Raw genomic sequence first — 18,472 nt, forward strand, 5'->3', positions numbered from 1 at the left:
ATGGGCGTCATGATTGCCGGGGTCTACCACGTGGACGACCCCGCCCCCGACACATCGCTTGACGGCGCATACCGTCGTCAAGCGTCGACCATCCGCGACGCTCTGCCAAACGGGCCTTATGAGCCGGGGCGGTTCCACCTGTATGCCGCGTGGAATTGCCCTTGGGCGCATCGGGTCCTGCTGACGCGCGCCGTTAAGGGATTGGAGGAGTTGATCACCGTCGCCTATGCCCGCCCGCGCCGCACGCCGGACGGTTGGGTGTACGATACCGATGGTGACTATGCCGATCCTCTGTTCGGTGTCACCGCGTTGCATCAAGCCTATGCAAAGGTTGATCCTGCTTATACCGGGCGCATCACCGTGCCTTTGTTGTGGGATCGCGCCGAAAACCTCGCGGTGTCGAATGAATCCGCCGATCTCGTGCGTATGCTGGGCACGATAGAAGGCTATGGCCCCAATCTGGCCCCGCCAGACAAGTTGGATCAGATCGATGCCTGGAACGACAAAATCTATCCCCGCCTGAACAATGGCGTCTATCGCGCCGGGTTCGCCCGCACGCAAGAGGCGTATGAGGCCGGGTTTCACGATGTCTTCACCATGCTGGACGAGATCGAGGCGCATCTGGCCACCAACCGATACCTGTGCGGCGATGATCTGACCGAGGCCGACCTGCGCCTGTTCCCGACCCTGGCGCGGTTCGATGTGGCCTATCACTATGCCTTCCGCTGTAATTTGCGGCGTTTGGTCGACTATCCGCATCTGTGGGGCTATGCGCGGGATTTATATTCTCGACCGGAGATTGCCCGGACAGTGAAGCCCGAGATATACAAGGCCGGGTATTTCTCACCCTCCGAGCTGCGAAACCCGCTGGGGATCGTGCCGTTGGGGCCAAAGATAAACTGGGCTGAGCCACAGGACCGGGCGGCGTTGTCCTCTGCGACATCTTGACCATTCGGGCGGGGCATGCGTAGAGAGGCAGATCAACGGGGAAACTAAATGTTCGCATATATCGTCCGAAGGATGTTCCAATCCGTGATCGTGTTGCTGGTCGTGGGTCTGGTCGCATTTTCCATGTTCCGCTTTGTCGGCGATCCGATCGACAACATGCTGGGGCAGGAACGCACGCAGGCTGATATCGACCGCCTGCGCACCGAGCTTGGGTTGGATAAGCCCTTCCCGGTCCAGTATTTCAAGTTCCTGCAAGGGGCCGTTCAGGGCAATTTTGGCGTCTCTTACCGCCAGGGTCGTCCGGTTTCGACCATCATCGCAGAACGTGCACCCGCGACGCTGGAACTGGCCTTTGTGTCAGGTTTTCTGGCCATCACAATGGGTATTGCTCTGGGCGTCTTCACAGCGATCCGACGACAAGGGGTTGCGGCGAATGTGATTATGACCGTCAGTTTGATTGGGGTTTCGTTGCCGACCTTCCTGATCGGGATACTGCTGATCTATATCTTCTCGGTCGAGCTTGATCTTCTTCCTAGCTTCGGGAGGGGCGAAACCGTTATGATTGGGAACTGGTCTACGGGCTTTTTGACGTCGTCGGGCCTCAAGGCGTTGATCCTTCCCGCGATTACGCTGGGCCTGTATCAGATGACACTGATCATGCGGCTGGTCCGATCCGAGATGCTGGAAGTTTTGCGCGCCGACTACGTTCGTTTTGCCCGTGCCCGCGGATTGTCGGACCGGGTGATCAACTTCCGCCACGCGCTGAAGAACACACTGGTGCCGGTGATCACCATTACCGGCTTGCAACTAGGCTCGATCATTGCGTTCGCCATCATCACCGAGACGGTGTTCCAATGGCCGGGCGTCGGTCTGCTGTTCATCAACGCGATCCAGTTCGTCGATATCCCCGTCATGGCCGCCTATCTGATGCTGATTTCGGTCATGTTCGTGACGATCAACCTGATTGTCGATCTTCTTTACTATGCTATTGACCCGCGCCTGCGTGTCGACGCGAGGGCCACATGACCGATATTCTCGATACCCCCAAAGCGCCGGAAAAGTCGCGGTTCGCCAAGTTCTGGGACGGCGACTTCGCATGGTCCTTTCGGCATTCACCTGTGGCTATTGTCGCGACTCTGGTTGTCGCCATACTTGTGCTTTCGGCGATCTTTGCGCCGCTGATCGCGCCCTATAATCCGTTCGACCCGTCCTCACTGAACCTGATGAACGGGTTTACGCCGCCCGGAACACCCAACGCCTTTACGCAGGAAACCTTTCTGCTGGGCACCGACGATCAAGGGCGCGACGTATTCTCGACCATCCTCTACGGGATGCGCGTTTCCCTGTTCGTGGGCGCATCTGCCGTGCTGTTGGCCTTGATCATCGGTATCGTTCTTGGGCTGGTCGCGGCTTATTTCGGCGGCTGGATTGAAACCCTGATCATGCGGGTCGCCGATGTGCAGCTGACTTTCCCGGCCATTCTGGTCGCTATGTTGATCTTTGGTATTGCCAAAGGCGTCACCCCGCCGGAATACCGCGATGAGATGGCGATCTACGTCCTGATCGTCGCCATTGCGCTGTCTGACTGGGTCCAGTTCGCCCGCGTGGTGCGCGGCGCGGCTCTGGTCGAGAAAAACAAGGAATATGTTCAAGCGGCCCGCCTGATCGGTCGTGGGTCCTTCCCGATCATGTTCCGCCACATCCTGCCCAATGTTCTCAGTCCGGTTTTGGTGATTGCCACCATCTCGCTGGCTCTGGCTATCATCGCCGAGGCGACGCTGAGTTTCCTTGGCGTCGGCGCCCCACCGACCCAGCCTTCTCTGGGGACATTGATCCGCATCGGACAGGGCTTCTTGTTCTCGGGTGAGTGGTGGATTCTGTTCTTCCCGGCCTGCACCCTTCTGGCGCTGGCTTTGTCTGTGAACCTGCTGGGCGACTGGCTGCGCGATGCGTTGAACCCCAAGCTGCGGTGATTTCATGAGCCTTCTGACAATCAATGACCTGACGGTCGAATTCCCGACCCGCCGCAAACTGTTCACTGCCGTGGACCATGTGGACCTGTCGGTTGAGCCCGGCGAAATCCACGGGCTTGTGGGTGAATCCGGGGCCGGTAAATCCACCATCGGAGCCGCCATTATGGGTCTGCTCGACCGACCCGGCCGTATCGCCAGCGGTACGATCAAGCTGAGCGGTGACCAGATCAGCGGTATCGACGCCGAGGCGATGCGTGGGCTGCGCGGCAAAAAGATCTCGATGATCTTTCAGGATCCGCTGACCTCGCTGAACCCGCTGTTCACCGTGCGAGAGCAATTGGTCGAGACCATTCAGGCGCATCTAGGTGGTTCAGATAGTGAGGCCAACAAACGCGCCCGCGATCTGATTGACCGGGTTGGTATCCCTGACCCCGATGCACGGCTAGACCAGTACCCGCACCAGTTCTCGGGCGGGATGCGGCAGCGTGTGGTGATCGCTCTGGCCCTGTGCACCGAGCCCGACGTGATCATCGCGGATGAACCGACGACCGCGTTGGATGTATCCGTTCAAGCGCAGATTCTGGACCTGATCAAAGAACTGGCGACCGAGCGGCAGGTAGGGGTCATCCTGATCACCCACGATATGGGCGTGATTGCCGACACCACGGACAAGGTGACGGTGATGTATGCGGGTAAAGTGGTCGAAAGCGGCCCTACGTCTCAGGTCATGGGCCAGCCGACCCACGAATACACCAAGTCCCTGATCGCCGCCGTACCGCGCCCAACACTCAAACTGCATCGCTTTCCGCAAATCAGCTATGGCGGGCGCGAGACCCGCTTTGCGATCGAAGACATGGCCCGCCACTGGCCCAAAGTGGACAATGACACCAGCAAACCGGTGTTTGAAATCCGCAACCTGACCAAGAAGTTCCTGCAAAAGCGCGGGCTTCTGCCGTGGGACCGCACCTATTTCACCGCTGTCGACGATGTCAGCTTTGATATCCGCGCGGGCGAGGTGTTTGGCGTGGTGGGTGAATCCGGCTCGGGCAAGTCCACCGTCGCGCGGATGATTGCGGGGCTTTACCCTGTTGATGGCGGCACGATCACCTTCGAAGGGCAGACAGTCAGCGATCTGACCAACAAGGCCGCGCTGGATGCGTATCGCAAGAACATCCAGATGATCTTTCAGGACCCCTATTCCTCTCTCAACCCGCGGATGCGGGTGGATGAGATCGTGGCAGAGCCGATCCGCCATCACAAGCTGATGGACGGGGCAGATATCAAGCGCCGCGTGGATGAGCTGTTGGATCAGGTCGGTCTGGGCCATGAGGCCGGGCTGAAATACCCGCATGAATTCTCGGGCGGTCAGCGTCAGCGGATTTCCATTGCCCGCGCGCTTGCCACGCAGCCCCGCTTTTTGATCTGTGACGAACCGACCAGTGCGCTGGACGTGTCAATTCAGGCCCAAATTCTGAACATCTTGAAGGATTTGCAGGAGCATCTGGGTCTGACCTTGCTGTTCATCAGTCATGACCTGCCGGTCGTGCGCCAGATGTGCGACCGAGTTGCCGTGATGAAACAGGGCAAGGTGGTAGAACTGCAAGAGACCAACGATCTGTTTGCCAATCCGCAGACTGAATATGCAAGCGAACTACTCCGGCTGATGCCCAAACTGGACGATCTGTCCACGGAAGGGTTGAACGCCGAAACCTAACTCTCGCAATCCGTGCAAATATGCGAAAATAAACATTAAATTCGTTAACCATTGCAGACTCGGGCGGGTCTGCCGTGCTAGTCTCACCTTTGGAGTTGGGGGCTTCAGAGGGGCGACATGTCTCAGGACCTTAGGGACTGGCTGAGCGCGCTTGGATTGTCTGACTATGCGCAAGCCTTTTTGGATAACAAAATTGATTTCGCCATTTTGCCCGATCTGACGGGCGAAGACTTGATCGAAATCGGAGTGACCGCAGTCGGTGATCGCCGACGGCTTCTGCGTGCGATTTCGGAACTGGACGTGACCGAAATGGTCTCGGCCTACACGCCGCAGGCCCCGCTTGAGCCTGCCAAGCGGCAAGTCACCGTCATGTTCGCAGACCTGACCGGATTCACGCGCCTGTCCAGCGAGTTGGATGCAGAAGACATGCACGCGCTGCTGAATGAGTTCTTTCACAAGGTCGATCACGTGGTCGAGAAATACGGCGGGCGGATCGACAAACACATCGGCGACGCGGTCATGGCCGTATTTGGCGCGCCGATCTCGCACACCAATGACACAGAACGGGCGGCGCGGGCAGCGTTGGAAATTCACGCGGTCCTGCCCAGCCTGACGCGGCCTTTGACTTGCCATATCGGCATCGCCTCGGGGCAGGTGATCGCCAGCACGACCGGCAGCGAAGCGCATACGGAATACACGGTGACGGGAGATGGGGTGAACCTGGCCTCGCGCGTGACAGATATGGCGGGGGTTGGCGAGACGCTGGTGTCCCACGACATTCAGCGCGCGCTGGGGCCCTTGTTCGTGGGCGAGTCGATGGGCGAGAAGGCGATCAAGGGTCTGAATGACCCGGTCGAGCTGTGGCGGCTGGAGCGTCTGGCGCAAAACATCCGGTCGCGCCGTCACCGCTTTGTCGGGCGCGAGCGCGAGATGTCCATCTTCGAGGCCACATTCGACCGTTGCAAGCGCCACGGCAAGGGCGAGGTGCATATCATTCTGGGCGAACCCGGTATCGGCAAAACACATTTGTCGGAACAGGTGGCCGAGCTGGCCAGTAGGCTGTCTTATTCCACGCATACAGGCGTCGTGATGGATTTCGGCGCGCGCGAGGGGCATTCCGCCATTCAATCCGTCGCGCGCAGCATTCTGGGATTAGAGCCTAACGCCGATGCCGTCACCAGCGCCGACGCTGCCAAGCGAGCAGTTGCGAAAGGGTGGGTGTCGCCCTCCAATGCCGCGCATCTGAATGCCTTGCTTGAGCTGGAACAGGACCCCGGTCTGGCGGAAGTTTATGCCGTGATGGACAACGCCACGCGCCTGCGCGGGCGGCGTAGTGTGATCGATGAATTGATCGCCGGGCGCAGCCGTGACAACCCGCTGTTGATCCAGATCGAGGATATCCACTGGGCCGCGCCGGATATCCTGACTGCCTGTGCCCATATGGCGGCAGCGACGCGTGACTTGCCCTGTGTACTGCTGATGACAAGTCGCGTTGAGGGCGATCCGATCGACCGGGAATGGCAGATGAGCACGGAGGGTGCCTTGATCTCCAAGCTGGAACTGGCGCCGATGGGAGATGATCAGGCGCGCCAATTGGTCGAGGAATTCACCGGAATAGACCCTGAATTGCTGGAGGCCTGCGTAGAACGGGCCGGTGGCAACCCGCTGTTTCTTGAGCAGCTTCTGCGCAATATCGACGTGCTGAAACGCGAATCCGTGCCCGGCAGCATACAGGGCATCGTTCAGTCGCGGCTGGATTCACTGGACCGCAAGAACCGGGCGGCAATTCAGGCGGCCTCGGTCCTGGGGCAGCGATTCTCACCTGAGGTGCTGAATTTCGTGCTGGGTGAGGGGCATCTGGATGTGTCCACCCTGATCCGCTCGGCCCTGATCCGCGAGGCGGGGCAGGATCTGATGTTTGCCCATGCTCTGATCCGCGACGGGTCTTACGCCACGCTGGTCAAATCCGAACGTGCGCGGCTGCATCGGCAGGCAGCAAAATGGTTCGAGGATCGCGACGCCACCCTACGCGCGCAACATCTGGACCGGGCCGGGGCCAATAACGCTGCGCAAGCCTATCTTGAGGCTGCGGACAAGCTGATCCAGGCCTTCCAGTTCGACGATGCCAGCCCGCTGATCGAACGGGCACTGGAACTGCCTGCACCGGCCGGAGTGCGGTTTGATCTGCTTTGCGCGCGGGGGGAGACACACCGCCTACAGGGCTTGTCTGATGAGGCCCTGCGCGAGTTTCATGAGGCCGCATCGCTGGCCGATACCGACGAACAGACCTGCCGCGCCCATATCGGGTTGGCGCAGGCCGCGCGACAGGCCAGCCGGTATACCGAGGCTTTGGAAAGTCTGGCGACAGCCGAGGCCGCCGCCGAGCGCTGTGGCTCGGATCGGGACATCGCTCAGATCAACTATGTGCGTGGCAATGTCTATTTCCCGCTGGGGCAGGTCGACAAGGCGCTGGCCAGCAATGAAACGGCTCTAACACTGGCGCGTAAGCTGGATTCGGTGCGACTTGAGGTTGGGGCGCTCAGCGGTTTTGGCGATGCCAATTTCATGAGCGCCACGATGCAGACGGCGGTCGGGTTCTATACGCAGGCCGTCGAGCGGGCGCGTGAGAAGGGCCTTGTTCGGGATCTTGCGGCGAACCTGCACAACCTCAGCGTTGCGCGCAGCTATTCCGGCGATGTGGCGCAGGGCAAGATGGACGCGCAAGAAGCCATCGAGGTGTCGCAAAAGTATTTTGCCTTTGTGCCGGAATGCGTGGCCCAGACCTGTCTTGGCGTGGCGCATACCTTTCTGGGTGAGCTGGATCAGGCGTCCGAGGCCTTTTCGGTTTCCGCCGAGATTGCCAACCGGGTCGGGGCCAAACGGCTTGAGGCGCAGGCGCTAGAGCATCTGGCCCGCACACAGGTTTATACCGGGCAACTGGATCAGGCCCGGAAGACGGGCCAGCATGCGGTCGAGATCGCGCTGGAACACGGCCGGAACTTTGTGGGCCCCAAGGCGCTTTCGGCGCTGGCTATGGCCGAGCCGGACGCTGTTGCGCAGAATCGTCATCTGAAACTGGGGGCCGAGATCATCGCCGAGGGCTGCGTTGGCCACAGCCATTTGCATTTCTACACCGATGCCAGTGCGGTGATGTTGAACCGGCAGGAATGGGACCGGGCCACGGCCTATGCCGATGCCCTGGCCGCCTTTACTGCGAAAGAGCCGCTGCCCATGGTGGACCTGTCCATTCAGCAAACCAAAACGCTGGCGGAATGCGGTGCGTGGGGCATTCCGCTAACCGCACATGAAGGGCTGGAGGCCCTGCGCGCCGGGTTCCGCGACATGGGCATCACGCAGACGCTGGTCGGGCGGCTGGACGATTAGGTAAGGGGTTGAATGAGTATCGAACGCAAAGTCTGGCGCATCTCAGGTGTATTGACGGTTCTGTTGTCCGTTTTGCTGATCGTACTTTGGAACGCGCTGAACCATTTCGAAGGCGATCCGACGCAATTGCCCGATCAGGCTTCGGTCGAGGATTATCTGAAAGACCTTGAGACCGTGCCCGAATATCGCGTTAAAACCGGGATATTCATCAAGTCCTTTGTCTTTACCGGTGCCAGCGACGTTCATGTGACCGGCTATGTTTGGCAGCACTACAAGGATGGCGTGCATGATGCGATCAAACCGGCCAAGGACGATGTCGGGTTTGTTTTGCCCGATGCCTCGGACGCGGCCAGCGGGACGATTGAAGAGGCGTATCGCATTGATCAGGGCGACGAAGAGCTGATTGGCTGGTATTTTGAACAGACCCTAAGACAGAGTTTCGATTACACCAGCTATCCGTTCGACCACAAAACCGTCTGGGTGCGGTTCTGGCCCGCCAGTTTCGACACTGCCGTGGCGCTAATCCCCGATTTCGACGCCTATCCCGCCACAGGGCCCAGGGATATTTTCGGCATCGACAAGCGCATCGTCATGGGCACGTGGGAGCGTGAGAATACCTATTTCGATTATCGCCTGTCCGATCTGGGCACCACGATGGGCCTGAAGGATATCGACTTTCAGACCAACCTGCCCGAGCTGCATTATAACTTTGTCATCAAGCGCAATTTCGGCAACGCGTTCATCGTGCATATGATACCGCTGATCGTGGTGACGATGCTGCTGTTTGGCGCGGTGATGACCGTGACCCGTCGCCCCGAATTGGTCGAGAGGCATGATTTCAGTACCTCCAGCGTGATCGGTACCTGCTCGGTTCTGTTCTTCGTGATCCTGCTGGCCCATGTGCAACTACGCGAAGGCTTTGCCGGTTCGCCGGTGATCTACATGGAGTCGTTCTTTTTCCTGATGTATTTCCTGCTGCTGGCCGTGTCGGTGAACACCTATCTGTTTGCGTCCGAGGCCGTGCCATCCCTGCGGTTCATTCACTACAAGGACAACCTGATCCCCAAGGCCGCGTTCTGGCCCTTTGTTCTGCTGTGCATGGTGGCGATCACGGCCTACAACCTCAGCCTCAAGGCGGACCCCGAGGATGAGGCCGTGATCGAGATGCTTAACTAGGGGGCGTAAAACCCGGCTTTGGCGTGCCGGTCGCCATATCCAGCGTGTATTCCGCCACCACCCCGGCAGACCCATCGGCCCATTGGTCCAGATATTTGGTCGGATGCGCGATCACATAGACATAGGCGGGTTTCTTCACCCCATCCAGCAGCACATTGATCCGCTTGCGGACATAGACATTCTCGGGCGAGCCGGGTCCGTGATAGCCTTCGAGCTTGTCCAGATCTTTCAACCCCGAGGATGACACGCGATAAACCTCGCCCCGGATCGGCTCGCCTCGTCCTTTCTGGTCAACCAGTGTGGCCATCCGGTGCAGGTAGCCGCAATTGGGATTGTCGCAATGGGGTTCGTGCGGAACGATCAGCGGCATCCGTTGCCGCGTCACCGCCTGCCCGACGAAATCATCCAGCACTTCGGCATGGGCGTCGTGGTTGGGGAAGCCTTTCTTCAGCGACCCGTAGGTGAAATACAGATAAGTCCGCTCGCGGTCGTCGATCAGATCGTCTTCGTCCACCTCTTCGGGGGCGATGACCGTGTGCGCATTGGCCCAATCGTCCAGCATCGCCGCAATCTCGGGCTTTACCTTCCGCACGTCCCTTGCGTTCTTGGGATCGCGCAGGAAATTGATGCAGGAACTGGCGTCGATCCCCGGCGCGCCCAGTAGAACCTTCACCATCTTGGCCGAGTTGTTCATTACCGCCACATGTAGGCTGGTAAAGCCGTGATCGTTGGTGGCGTTGACGTCGATCCCGCGATCTATCAGCTCTTGCGCTGCTTCAAGGTCGGGCTTGCCAAGGTCTTGCCCGTTTTCGTGCAGCTCGCCCTCACCACCGGCCGCATAGTGCAGCAGCGTGTCGCCATTGCTGTCATCGACGATGTCGATCCCAGCCATGCCCCGGTCGATGGCATCAAAGACGCGCCCCCATTGGGCGAACTCGTCCGAGGCTGCGGCCTCCTGCGCCCATTTGCAGATATTGTGCTCCTGATCGGCTAGTTCTTCGAAGGCTTCGTCCAGGACCTCCATGATCTGATCCGGGGTGGCCATCATGCCGATCCCCATCATGCCGTTCGAAAGCCGTCCCCGGCGCGGTCCGACGATATCGACCCCCAGATCCCGCAGCTTTTCAACATTGTTCTGGGTGGTGACGTTGTTCCACATATTCGTGTTGCATGCAGGGCAGAGGATCACCGGCTTGTTTCGGTACTGCCACGCCACAAAGACAGAAGTCAGCAGATTGTCGGCAATGCCATTTGCGATCTTGCCCATCGTGTTGCATGTCACCGGCGCCACGATCACGCAATCGGCCCAGTCGCACAGCGCCAGATGCGAAGCCCGCAGGGGCATTCCGAACTCGGTATAGCGGAAATTCCACTCATCATCGTCGCGGTAGTAATCATGATGCGAGATGTAATCCTCGATCGTTTTGGGGCGCATGGTTCTGGGGCCGTCTGTTTCGTCCTCGACCTCGATATCGCGAAAGAATTTCTCGGCCGAGACGGATGGGATCAGCTTGACGTTATGGCCCGCATCCTTGATCCGTTTGACCAGATCCGGCACCTTATCCGCCGCCGAGGACCCGCAGGCACACAGCAGTACATTGCGCTTTTCGCTGGGCGCATCGGTCAGCCCGCCTTTGGGATAGCCAAAGATATTCTTGTCGAGGCTGGGGGATTCATGGCGCAGCAACACCGGCAGCCCGGCATCCTTGACGCTTTGCTGAAAACTGCCATCCAGAACGACATCGACGATATCCTTGCGCCGCCCCAGACATTCGCCCTGAAAGAACAGGTAGGGCGCGGTTTCCTTGCCGGTCATCATCGTCAATTGTCGCCGCATCTTCATCACGTTGGCTCCGTGGCCTTCAATGTCGATCAGCCGGGCAGTGGTGATGCCGATATTGGCCAGCATACTGCGCAGCATATAGGACCACGGGTCCTCATCCGCGTAGAACAGGACGATCGGGTTCTCGCGCACGATCCGTTCCACATCAGTGGGGTCCTCGGGCGGCTCGTGTTCCTCGATCACCAGCATCGCAGGGTTTGACAGGTCACGCAGGCCGCGGAACAGATGCCCGCGCGGCGCTTGCCAGACTTGCGAGGTTGCGGGGCTCATATCCACCACGGTCACCAGATCGGTTGTCTCATCATAGGCGATGCACAGGCACCAGAATTCTTCCAGCAGCGCAGTCTCGCGATACACATTCGCAGGGGGGCGGATCACTTCGAACCCCAGTACGCGGTTGAAGTCGATATTGATCATCAAATGCCGATCTTTTTCGGTGTTCAGACTATGCAATTGAGCGCGAAACCACTCTTGCGGCGTTGGATTCCCCTTTCCGGGGTGTTCGGTATAGCTGCGGAAAGTGCTGCCCAAATGCACATCGGGAGATTGTCCCAGATAGCGTTGCGCCAGCAAGTGCATTTCCTTGGCCGTGGACACCCGGTTGAGCTTGTCGGTCAGATTGGTCTGCGTGGCGATAAGCAGCTTGTCTTCATCCACCTGTTCATCCCCGAGGATGTTGAGGCTTTCCGCCAGCACACCCAGCGAGTTCATGTTCGGGCTGGCCCGGCGGAACAGGTTGCGGCGTTTCTTGGGGTCTTTCGCCAGATATTCGGTGCTGTCCACATAGTTGCAATCCTGTTGCAGCGTTTGCAGCGTCGTCTTCACAGCCTCGAGCGCCGAGAACCGCAAAATCCCCCGTGACCGCATCGAGGTTCCGTCACGGTCGGACATGCCCGCCCATAGTCGGTCAATCGTCGTGACCCAAAGCTTGCCGTATTTCTCGGGGTGGACATCCATCATATGCACCAGACCGGTGCTGGGGTTGCATTTGGCGATGATCGCAAAATGCCCGCCCGGCATGTTCTGCTTGCCATGGGCCACGCCGACCTGAAAATTGGCCACCAGAATGTCGTTGTCGCCGCCCACCCGGTTGGATTCATCAATCGCCTGCAACAGCAACTCGACCGAGGTTGTGGCCTCATCCATGAAATAGGCCTGAACCTGTATCTTCTCACGCAGGTCCTGCGTGTTGATGAATGTGCAAGCGACGTCGTAAAGCTCGCCCAGCGAAATCCCGTCATTGACCACAAAGGATGTGGGCAAGGCGCATTCGCGGAAGATGTCGTTGACCTCGTAGCTGAACCCCAGCGCCGACATGCTCAGCGCTGCGGCTGTCACGCTGCAACAGTTGATGGGTTGCTGAAAGTTGTGCAGATGCACGCTGACCAGATCCCCGAATAGGGTGTCGTAACAGTGTTTGCGGATATCAAGCGGGATTTCCAGCCATTGGCTGCTGGACAGATAGGCCAGCTTGGTCCCCGCCGTGGCCAGCGCCTGAAGGCTGACGGGGATATCGAAAATCTCAAGATGTTCTTCATAGAAATAGTCACCGGCGTCAGCGGTGGCCAAAACCACCTCATCCTGCTGCAACTGGATCAGACCGGACAGGACCACATACATGCCTTCGGGTGGCAGGATGGTGTCGGCTTCAACCTCGAAGCACTCGAAATGCGGTTTGATGGGTTTGTCTTCCGATGCGGAAAGGATCGCATAGATCACTGACCAGTCGGACTCGGATGGATTGAATGTACGGAAATTCTCAATCGGATCTTTAGGCACGCCTGTTCCCCCCTGAACGTTGGCTTCAATGCATTTCAGGACCGATGTCGGGATCAACCAGAACAGGCGCATTGGTCCGGTAATTGGGCGCAATGCGTTTCCCGACAGGGTCAGGGCCACGCGTGACGCGGAATTGGCGCGGACAAAATGGCCCAATAACCTGCACCTTACCTTAGGTTAGGCGGAAAATCACGGAAGTATTTGGATAATTGCATATCTACCCGGTGTTCGTGCGCTCCGTCTAAAAGACGAAAAAACCGACATTATGACGGATCAATTGGCAATTTCGTCAAGATTGCCCCTGCGGATCGAACAGTCGCGCCTTCATACTTTTCCAAAACGATTGAGGAGGCGCGCTATGAGCTGGAATATCTGTGTCATCGGAGCAGGCAAGATCGGTCAGATGATCGCCGCCCTGCTGAAATCGTCATCCAACTATTCGGTCACCGTGGCCGACCGCGACTTGTCCGCCCTGTCGGTGCTGAACCGGCAAGGTATCTCGACCCGGCAGATCGACGTCGGCGATGAAACGCAATTGGCGCAGGGGTTGGCGGGGTTTGACGCTGTGATCTCGGCCGCGCCGTTTTTCTTGACCCTGCAGATCGCCAAGGCGGCTAAAGCGGCGGGGGCGCATTACTTTGACCTGACCGAGGATGTGGCGGCCACCAATGCCGTGCGCGAACTGGCCGAAGGCAGCGAAACCGCCTTCATGCCGCAATGCGGTCTGGCACCCGGTTTTGTCGGCATCGCCGGGGCTGCACTGGCAGCGGAATTCGACACGCTGGACAGTTTGCATATGCGGGTGGGCGCGTTGCCTCTGTTCCCGACCAATGCGTTGAAATATAACCTCACATGGTCCACCGACGGTTTGATCAACGAGTATTGCAACCCTTGCGACGCCATCGTGAATGGTGAGCGGATCAAGACCGCGCCGCTGGAAGACTACGAACTTCTGGGCCATGACGGGGTGGAATATGAGTGTTTCAACACCTCGGGCGGCTTGGGCACTTTGCCCGAAACGCTGGACGGCAAGGCGCGCGCAGTGTCCTATCGCTCGATCCGGTATCCCGGCCATTGCGATATCCTGAAACTGCTGCTCAAGGATCTGGGGCTGGAGCGTCGCCGCGATCTGCTCAAGGATATTTTCGAGACCGCCCTTCCGCGCACGGATCAGGACGTGGTGCTGGTCTATTGCACAGCCAAAGGCATGATCGACGGAAGCTTGCGCGAGAAATCCCTGATCAACAAAAGCTATGCCCGCAAGATCAACGGCCAGACTTGGAGTGCCATTCAAGTCACCACCGCCGCCGGTGTTCTGGGTGTGGTCGATCTGATGCGCACCAGTGCGCTGCCTTCCAAGGGCTTTGTCCGGCAGGAACAAGTGGTCCTGTCCGATTTCCTAAACACCGAATTTGGCCAGCTGTACCGCGCTGGCGATGCAACCCAACAAAACAAGGCGGCCTGAGATATGAAAGACATCGTTATGACTGCGCAAACAACCCTAGCCAATCTGGACCTGACAGTCGCAGAACTGACCGGCGGCTCATTGGCCGTGCACTCGCCCATCGACGGCAGCCTGCTGGCCGAGGTGCATGAAACCCCGGCGGGCGACATGGAGACGGTATTTGCCAATGCCAAAACTGCATTCAAAGCCTGGCGCACCGTGCCCGCCCCGCGCCGAGGAGAACTGATCCGCCTGCTGGGCGAGGAATTGCGCGCCGCCAAGGACGACCTGGGCGCGCTGGTCAGTTGGGAGGCGGGCAAGATCACCTCGGAAGGTCTGGGCGAAGTGCAAGAGATGATCGACATCTGCGATTTTGCCGTAGGCCTGTCGCGGCAGCTCTATGGCCTGACCATCGCCTCTGAGCGCCCAGGCCACCGGATGATGGAGACATGGCACCCGGCGGGTCCGGTCGGTGTAATCTCGGCCTTCAACTTCCCGGTTGCGGTCTGGTCGTGGAACGCGGCGATTGCGCTGGTTTGCGGTGACACGGTGATCTGGAAACCGTCCGAGAAAACGCCGCTGACCGCGATGGCCTGCCAGAAGATTTTCGAACGCGCGCTGGCCCGGTTCGGCGATGCGCCCGACCACCTGTTGCAAACCCTGATCGGCGGTGCCGCGCTGGGCGAGGCGCTGGTGGCCAGCGAAGATGTACCGGTGATCTCGGCAACCGGCTCCACCCGTATGGGCCGCGCGGTTGCCCCTGTGGTGGCATCCCGCTTTGGCAAGTGCATTCTGGAACTCGGTGGCAATAACGCGATGATCGTTTGCCCCTTGGCCGATCTGGAAATGGCGGTGCGGGCGATTGTCTTCTCAGCCGTGGGAACAGCCGGTCAACGCTGCACCACGCTGCGCCGCCTGATCGTGCATAACTCGATCCGTGAGGAACTGGTGGGTCGCTTGAAAAAGGCCTATGCCGGTCTGCCCATCGGCAACCCGCTGACCGAGGGTACGCTGATTGGCCCGCTGGTGGATGAAGCCTCGGGCGCGGCCATGACCGCAGCGTTGGACGCGGCCAAAGCCGAAGGGGGCACAGTGTCCGGCGGTCAGCGCGTCACCGAAGGCGTGCCCCATGGCGTCTATATGCAGCCCGCCATTGTCGAGATGCCCGGCCAGACGGCCACGGTAAAAACCGAGACCTTTGCGCCGATCCTCTATGTGATGGGCTATGATGATTTCGACGACGCCATCGAGATTCAGAACGACGTGCCACAAGGTCTGTCGTCTTGCGTGTTCACCCTGAACATGCGCGAAGCGGAACAGTTCCTGACAGCAGCCGGATCGGATTGCGGTATTGCCAACGTCAATATCGGTCCGTCTGGGGCCGAGATTGGCGGAGCCTTTGGTGGTGAAAAAGAAACCGGCGGCGGGCGTGAAAGCGGATCGGACGCGTGGAAGGCCTATATGCGGCGCCAGACCAATACGGTGAATTACTCGGCCGAACTGCCGCTGGCGCAGGGTGTGAAATTCGACATCTGATCGTTGTCCCGGCGGCCTTTTCGGAGTGTCGCCGGGATTAATCTGCAAACAGGTAGTCCAGACGCAGAATGCGTTCCGCAATGTCCGTCGTGGCGTTCAAAAACCCGGCAACAGCCACCGCATTCTCGTCTTTTGTATTGGTTTCACGAATGCGGAAATAATCGTCCGAGGCAGCTGCGCGGATCATTTCGGATTCGTAGGCCAGCGAATGGCGCAGAGTGGGGATCAGGGGCGCGACCGTCTGTTCGTGGCTTTGCGCGCCTGCCAAACCGACCCGACGGGCGTGCCCGATCAAGTAATCGTCGGAATACTCGCACTCGACCTCAAGCACATGGGTACGCGCTTGATCGGCGCAGAAGTCCTGAACGATGTCCAGATTGGCTGGGTCAACACACAGAACCAGCCTGTCAGTGTCGAAACTGTCGAACAGCATACCCACAACCGCCCTCCTGTGGCGAGAGCGTTTCAGCAAAGTGGTCTCGATCCCGCCCAGATCAGGTAACGCAGTGTCTTGTTCGTTGAACAGATATTCGACGCAGGCCATGTCAGTTTCCGAGGCGATCTGATCAATCAACCGCTTGGCCACGTGCCACTTTTTGCACACCACCAGGTACAGGTCACGATCCGGACCCAGCGTATTGGCGGCCTCCCAGAACCTTTGGCCGTGGCGGCGTCCGACCCGGCCACGCCCGGTCAGGAAGCCGTAGAGATTGCGCCCCTCATCCGAGATCTGAAACTCCACCCCCTCAGCCGCGTAGAGCGCGCCAAGCCGGTCCTTCAGCTCATGCGCCTCGGGGCTGATTTTGCGGGCAAACAGGTAATCCTGCCCCAGCAACATGTCATAGTGGTCGTTGTAGAACGTGACCGGCATCCCGTAGTCCGAAAACATCAGGAAAGTGGGCGTTCTGTTCTCGATCTCGTCGCGGGGAACCAGGTGGCGGACGAGGGTCTGAAAGAAGGTCTCATCCGGAATCCATGTGGTCGAGAAGAACCGTTTCACGTCCGGCCGCTGGCGCAGGAATTCCAGGATCATCTCAATCGTGCGGCGGCGCAGGCACCACCATTGACTGCCGATCATCACTTGGATGTCTGCCGGAACATCGCGGGTCAGGCCAAAGCGTTTCTGCAATTCGTATGAGGTGTAGAACGACCAGCTTTGCGTGCGTTCGTTGAAGAAATGACGATAGATCAGCCGGTCTTCCTTCATCCCGGTCTTGATCCAGTTGCTGTCAAAGAAATCGTGACTTTCAACAAAGTCGTGGTCGCGTTCGTCCAGAAAGTTGTGCGTGTACTCGGCCGTCTTGATCGCCATGCAATCGCCCGAGACCATGTAGAAATGCGTGACGCGTGGAAAGGCTGTAACGGCGGCTTCGATCGCATTGAGGGTGGCCTGAACCAACGACCATTCCCCCCAGCCGCATTTGATGCGCTTTTTGGCAAAGGTGACGTTCGGGTTGCCCTTTAACGCGTCTTGAATGCGCTGAAAGGCCTCCTTGCTGGCGCGCGCGTCGAAATGGATCGCCATGCAATCGCCTGCGGCCGTCAGTTGTTCAGCCTGCGCGATGATCGCATCAGGGTCTTTGTGGCACAGCAAAATATAGGCAATCTTTGCCATTTGTTTCACAATTTCCGTTTCTGCCCGTTTGCAACCGTGATACTGAGGATGAGCGATTGAATAAACAGAATATTTTTGGTTCTCTGATTTGAAAATGCGGACAAGATTTCAAGGTTCTGATCCGCGCAGGAGGCATAGCAGATGGGTTTTCCCGGTACATGGATGACCGAGAGTGAAAGCATGGTGTACCGTGTGGTGCCGAAATGCGCCTGCTCGACCATTGGCCAGATCATGTACTACTCGGATCATGGCCGCTTCTTTGACGGTGATATCCATGACGCCAAGGATGGGATGCACAAATGGGCCTTTGATGGCAGTCAGGGGCCGATCTCGGACAATGTCAGGTCTCATGCGTCTTACGCGTTCACATGCGTGCGCAATCCTTACACGCGGATTCTCAGTTCGTTTTTTGACAAGATCTGCGGGATTCAGCGCAACGGAAAACGGTATCGCGGCAATCTGGTGCCGACGCTGATCTATAATTATGGGATTGAGGTTGGCGGCGATGACGGCAAAGGCGAGTTTGACCAGATCGCCAGCTTCCGCCGGTTCTTGCTTTTTGCGCGTGATACGATCCGCTGGCGCAGGCCGATGGACCCCGATATTCACTGGTCGGCCATGTCTGGCCATGTCTCGACCTTTATCGTCAACGGCGGGCGGTATGACCGGATTTTCTGGACCGAAGCCTTCAATGACGGGATGCAGGATGTCCTGGACCATCTGGACACGCCGCACGCTGTGGACCTGTCCCAGATCCCGCGTTTTAACGAATCCGAAGGCCATGGGCCAAAGCGCGCCCACCCGGTCGAGGACTATTTCGACGATCTGTCGATGCATCTGGTCTATGAAATCTACAAACAGGATTTTGAGCTGTTCAAATACGATTTCGAGAACCCTGCGAACAAAATGCCAATCGGCGAGATTGATCTGGACGAGGTCCACGCCAAACTTGGCGATTGAGCGGCAGTAGGTGCTTTGCGCCGAGATGCATCTGTTTAGGGCATGATTTGCACGTGATTGTTGCTTTGAGCCCATATTGTCGGATGCCGCGCTTCGCACG

At 58.5% G+C, this 18,472-nt stretch carries 11 protein-coding genes; 9 read left to right on the forward strand and 2 right to left on the reverse strand.

What is annotated here, in order from left to right:
• The 6 genes from GOV80_RS16260 (at position 1) to GOV80_RS16285 (ending at position 9,195) form a co-directional block, all read left to right on the forward strand.
• Positions 1 to 948: a glutathione S-transferase family protein gene (locus GOV80_RS16260; protein WP_170786314.1), complete on the forward strand. Its 948-nt coding sequence runs from the start codon at positions 1 to 3 to the stop codon at positions 946 to 948.
• Positions 949 to 996: 48 nt separating this feature from the next.
• On the forward strand, positions 997 to 1,974 hold the full coding sequence (locus GOV80_RS16265) for an ABC transporter permease (protein ID WP_170786316.1): 978 nt from the start codon (positions 997 to 999) through the stop codon (positions 1,972 to 1,974).
• Entirely contained in the window at positions 1,971 to 2,921 is a 951-nt protein-coding gene (locus tag GOV80_RS16270) for an ABC transporter permease (protein ID WP_170353864.1), read from the forward strand. The genes GOV80_RS16265 and GOV80_RS16270 overlap by 4 nt, the downstream gene beginning before the upstream one ends.
• A gap of 4 nt (positions 2,922 to 2,925) precedes the next feature.
• The gene (locus GOV80_RS16275) at positions 2,926 to 4,635 is read left to right on the forward strand and encodes an ABC transporter ATP-binding protein (RefSeq protein ID WP_170786318.1); all 1,710 of its coding nucleotides are present in this window, start codon (positions 2,926 to 2,928) and stop codon (positions 4,633 to 4,635) included.
• Between the two features lie 117 nt (positions 4,636 to 4,752).
• On the forward strand, positions 4,753 to 8,019 hold the full coding sequence (locus tag GOV80_RS16280; RefSeq protein WP_170786320.1) for an adenylate/guanylate cyclase domain-containing protein: 3,267 nt from the start codon (positions 4,753 to 4,755) through the stop codon (positions 8,017 to 8,019).
• Between the two features lie 12 nt (positions 8,020 to 8,031).
• A complete protein-coding gene (locus tag GOV80_RS16285; RefSeq protein WP_170771131.1) occupies positions 8,032 to 9,195 on the forward strand; it encodes a hypothetical protein in 1,164 nt (387 codons plus the stop codon).
• Here GOV80_RS16285 and GOV80_RS16290 read toward each other — a convergent pair.
• Positions 9,188 to 12,973, reverse strand: coding sequence for a flavoprotein (locus GOV80_RS16290; RefSeq protein ID WP_170786322.1), 3,786 nt, complete (start codon positions 12,971 to 12,973; stop codon positions 9,188 to 9,190). The genes GOV80_RS16285 and GOV80_RS16290 overlap by 8 nt on opposite strands.
• 202 nt (positions 12,974 to 13,175) lie before the next feature.
• Here GOV80_RS16290 and GOV80_RS16295 point away from each other — a divergent pair, with 202 nt between their 5' ends.
• Both GOV80_RS16295 and amaB read left to right on the forward strand, forming a co-directional pair.
• Complete coding sequence (locus GOV80_RS16295; protein WP_170786324.1) at positions 13,176 to 14,282, forward strand: saccharopine dehydrogenase family protein; 1,107 nt, start codon at positions 13,176 to 13,178, stop codon at positions 14,280 to 14,282.
• A gap of 18 nt (positions 14,283 to 14,300) precedes the next feature.
• A complete protein-coding gene (amaB, locus tag GOV80_RS16300; RefSeq protein ID WP_419555660.1) occupies positions 14,301 to 15,797 on the forward strand; it encodes an L-piperidine-6-carboxylate dehydrogenase in 1,497 nt (498 codons plus the stop codon).
• Between the two features lie 37 nt (positions 15,798 to 15,834).
• On the opposite strand, the gene GOV80_RS16305 is transcribed toward amaB, so the two are convergent.
• Positions 15,835 to 17,412: a DUF5928 domain-containing protein gene (locus GOV80_RS16305; RefSeq protein WP_170786329.1), complete on the reverse strand. Its 1,578-nt coding sequence runs from the start codon at positions 17,410 to 17,412 to the stop codon at positions 15,835 to 15,837.
• 141 nt (positions 17,413 to 17,553) lie between these two features.
• On the opposite strand from GOV80_RS16305, the gene GOV80_RS16310 reads away from it, so the two are divergent.
• Positions 17,554 to 18,372 (forward strand): sulfotransferase family protein, encoded by an 819-nt coding sequence (locus GOV80_RS16310; protein ID WP_170786331.1) that lies wholly within the window; start codon positions 17,554 to 17,556, stop codon positions 18,370 to 18,372.
• The last annotated feature ends 100 nt before the right edge of the window (positions 18,373 to 18,472 follow it).

It is taken from the genome of Ruegeria lacuscaerulensis (assembly GCF_013034685.1).
Taxonomy (GTDB): Bacteria; Pseudomonadota; Alphaproteobacteria; order Rhodobacterales; family Rhodobacteraceae; genus Ruegeria; species Ruegeria lacuscaerulensis_B.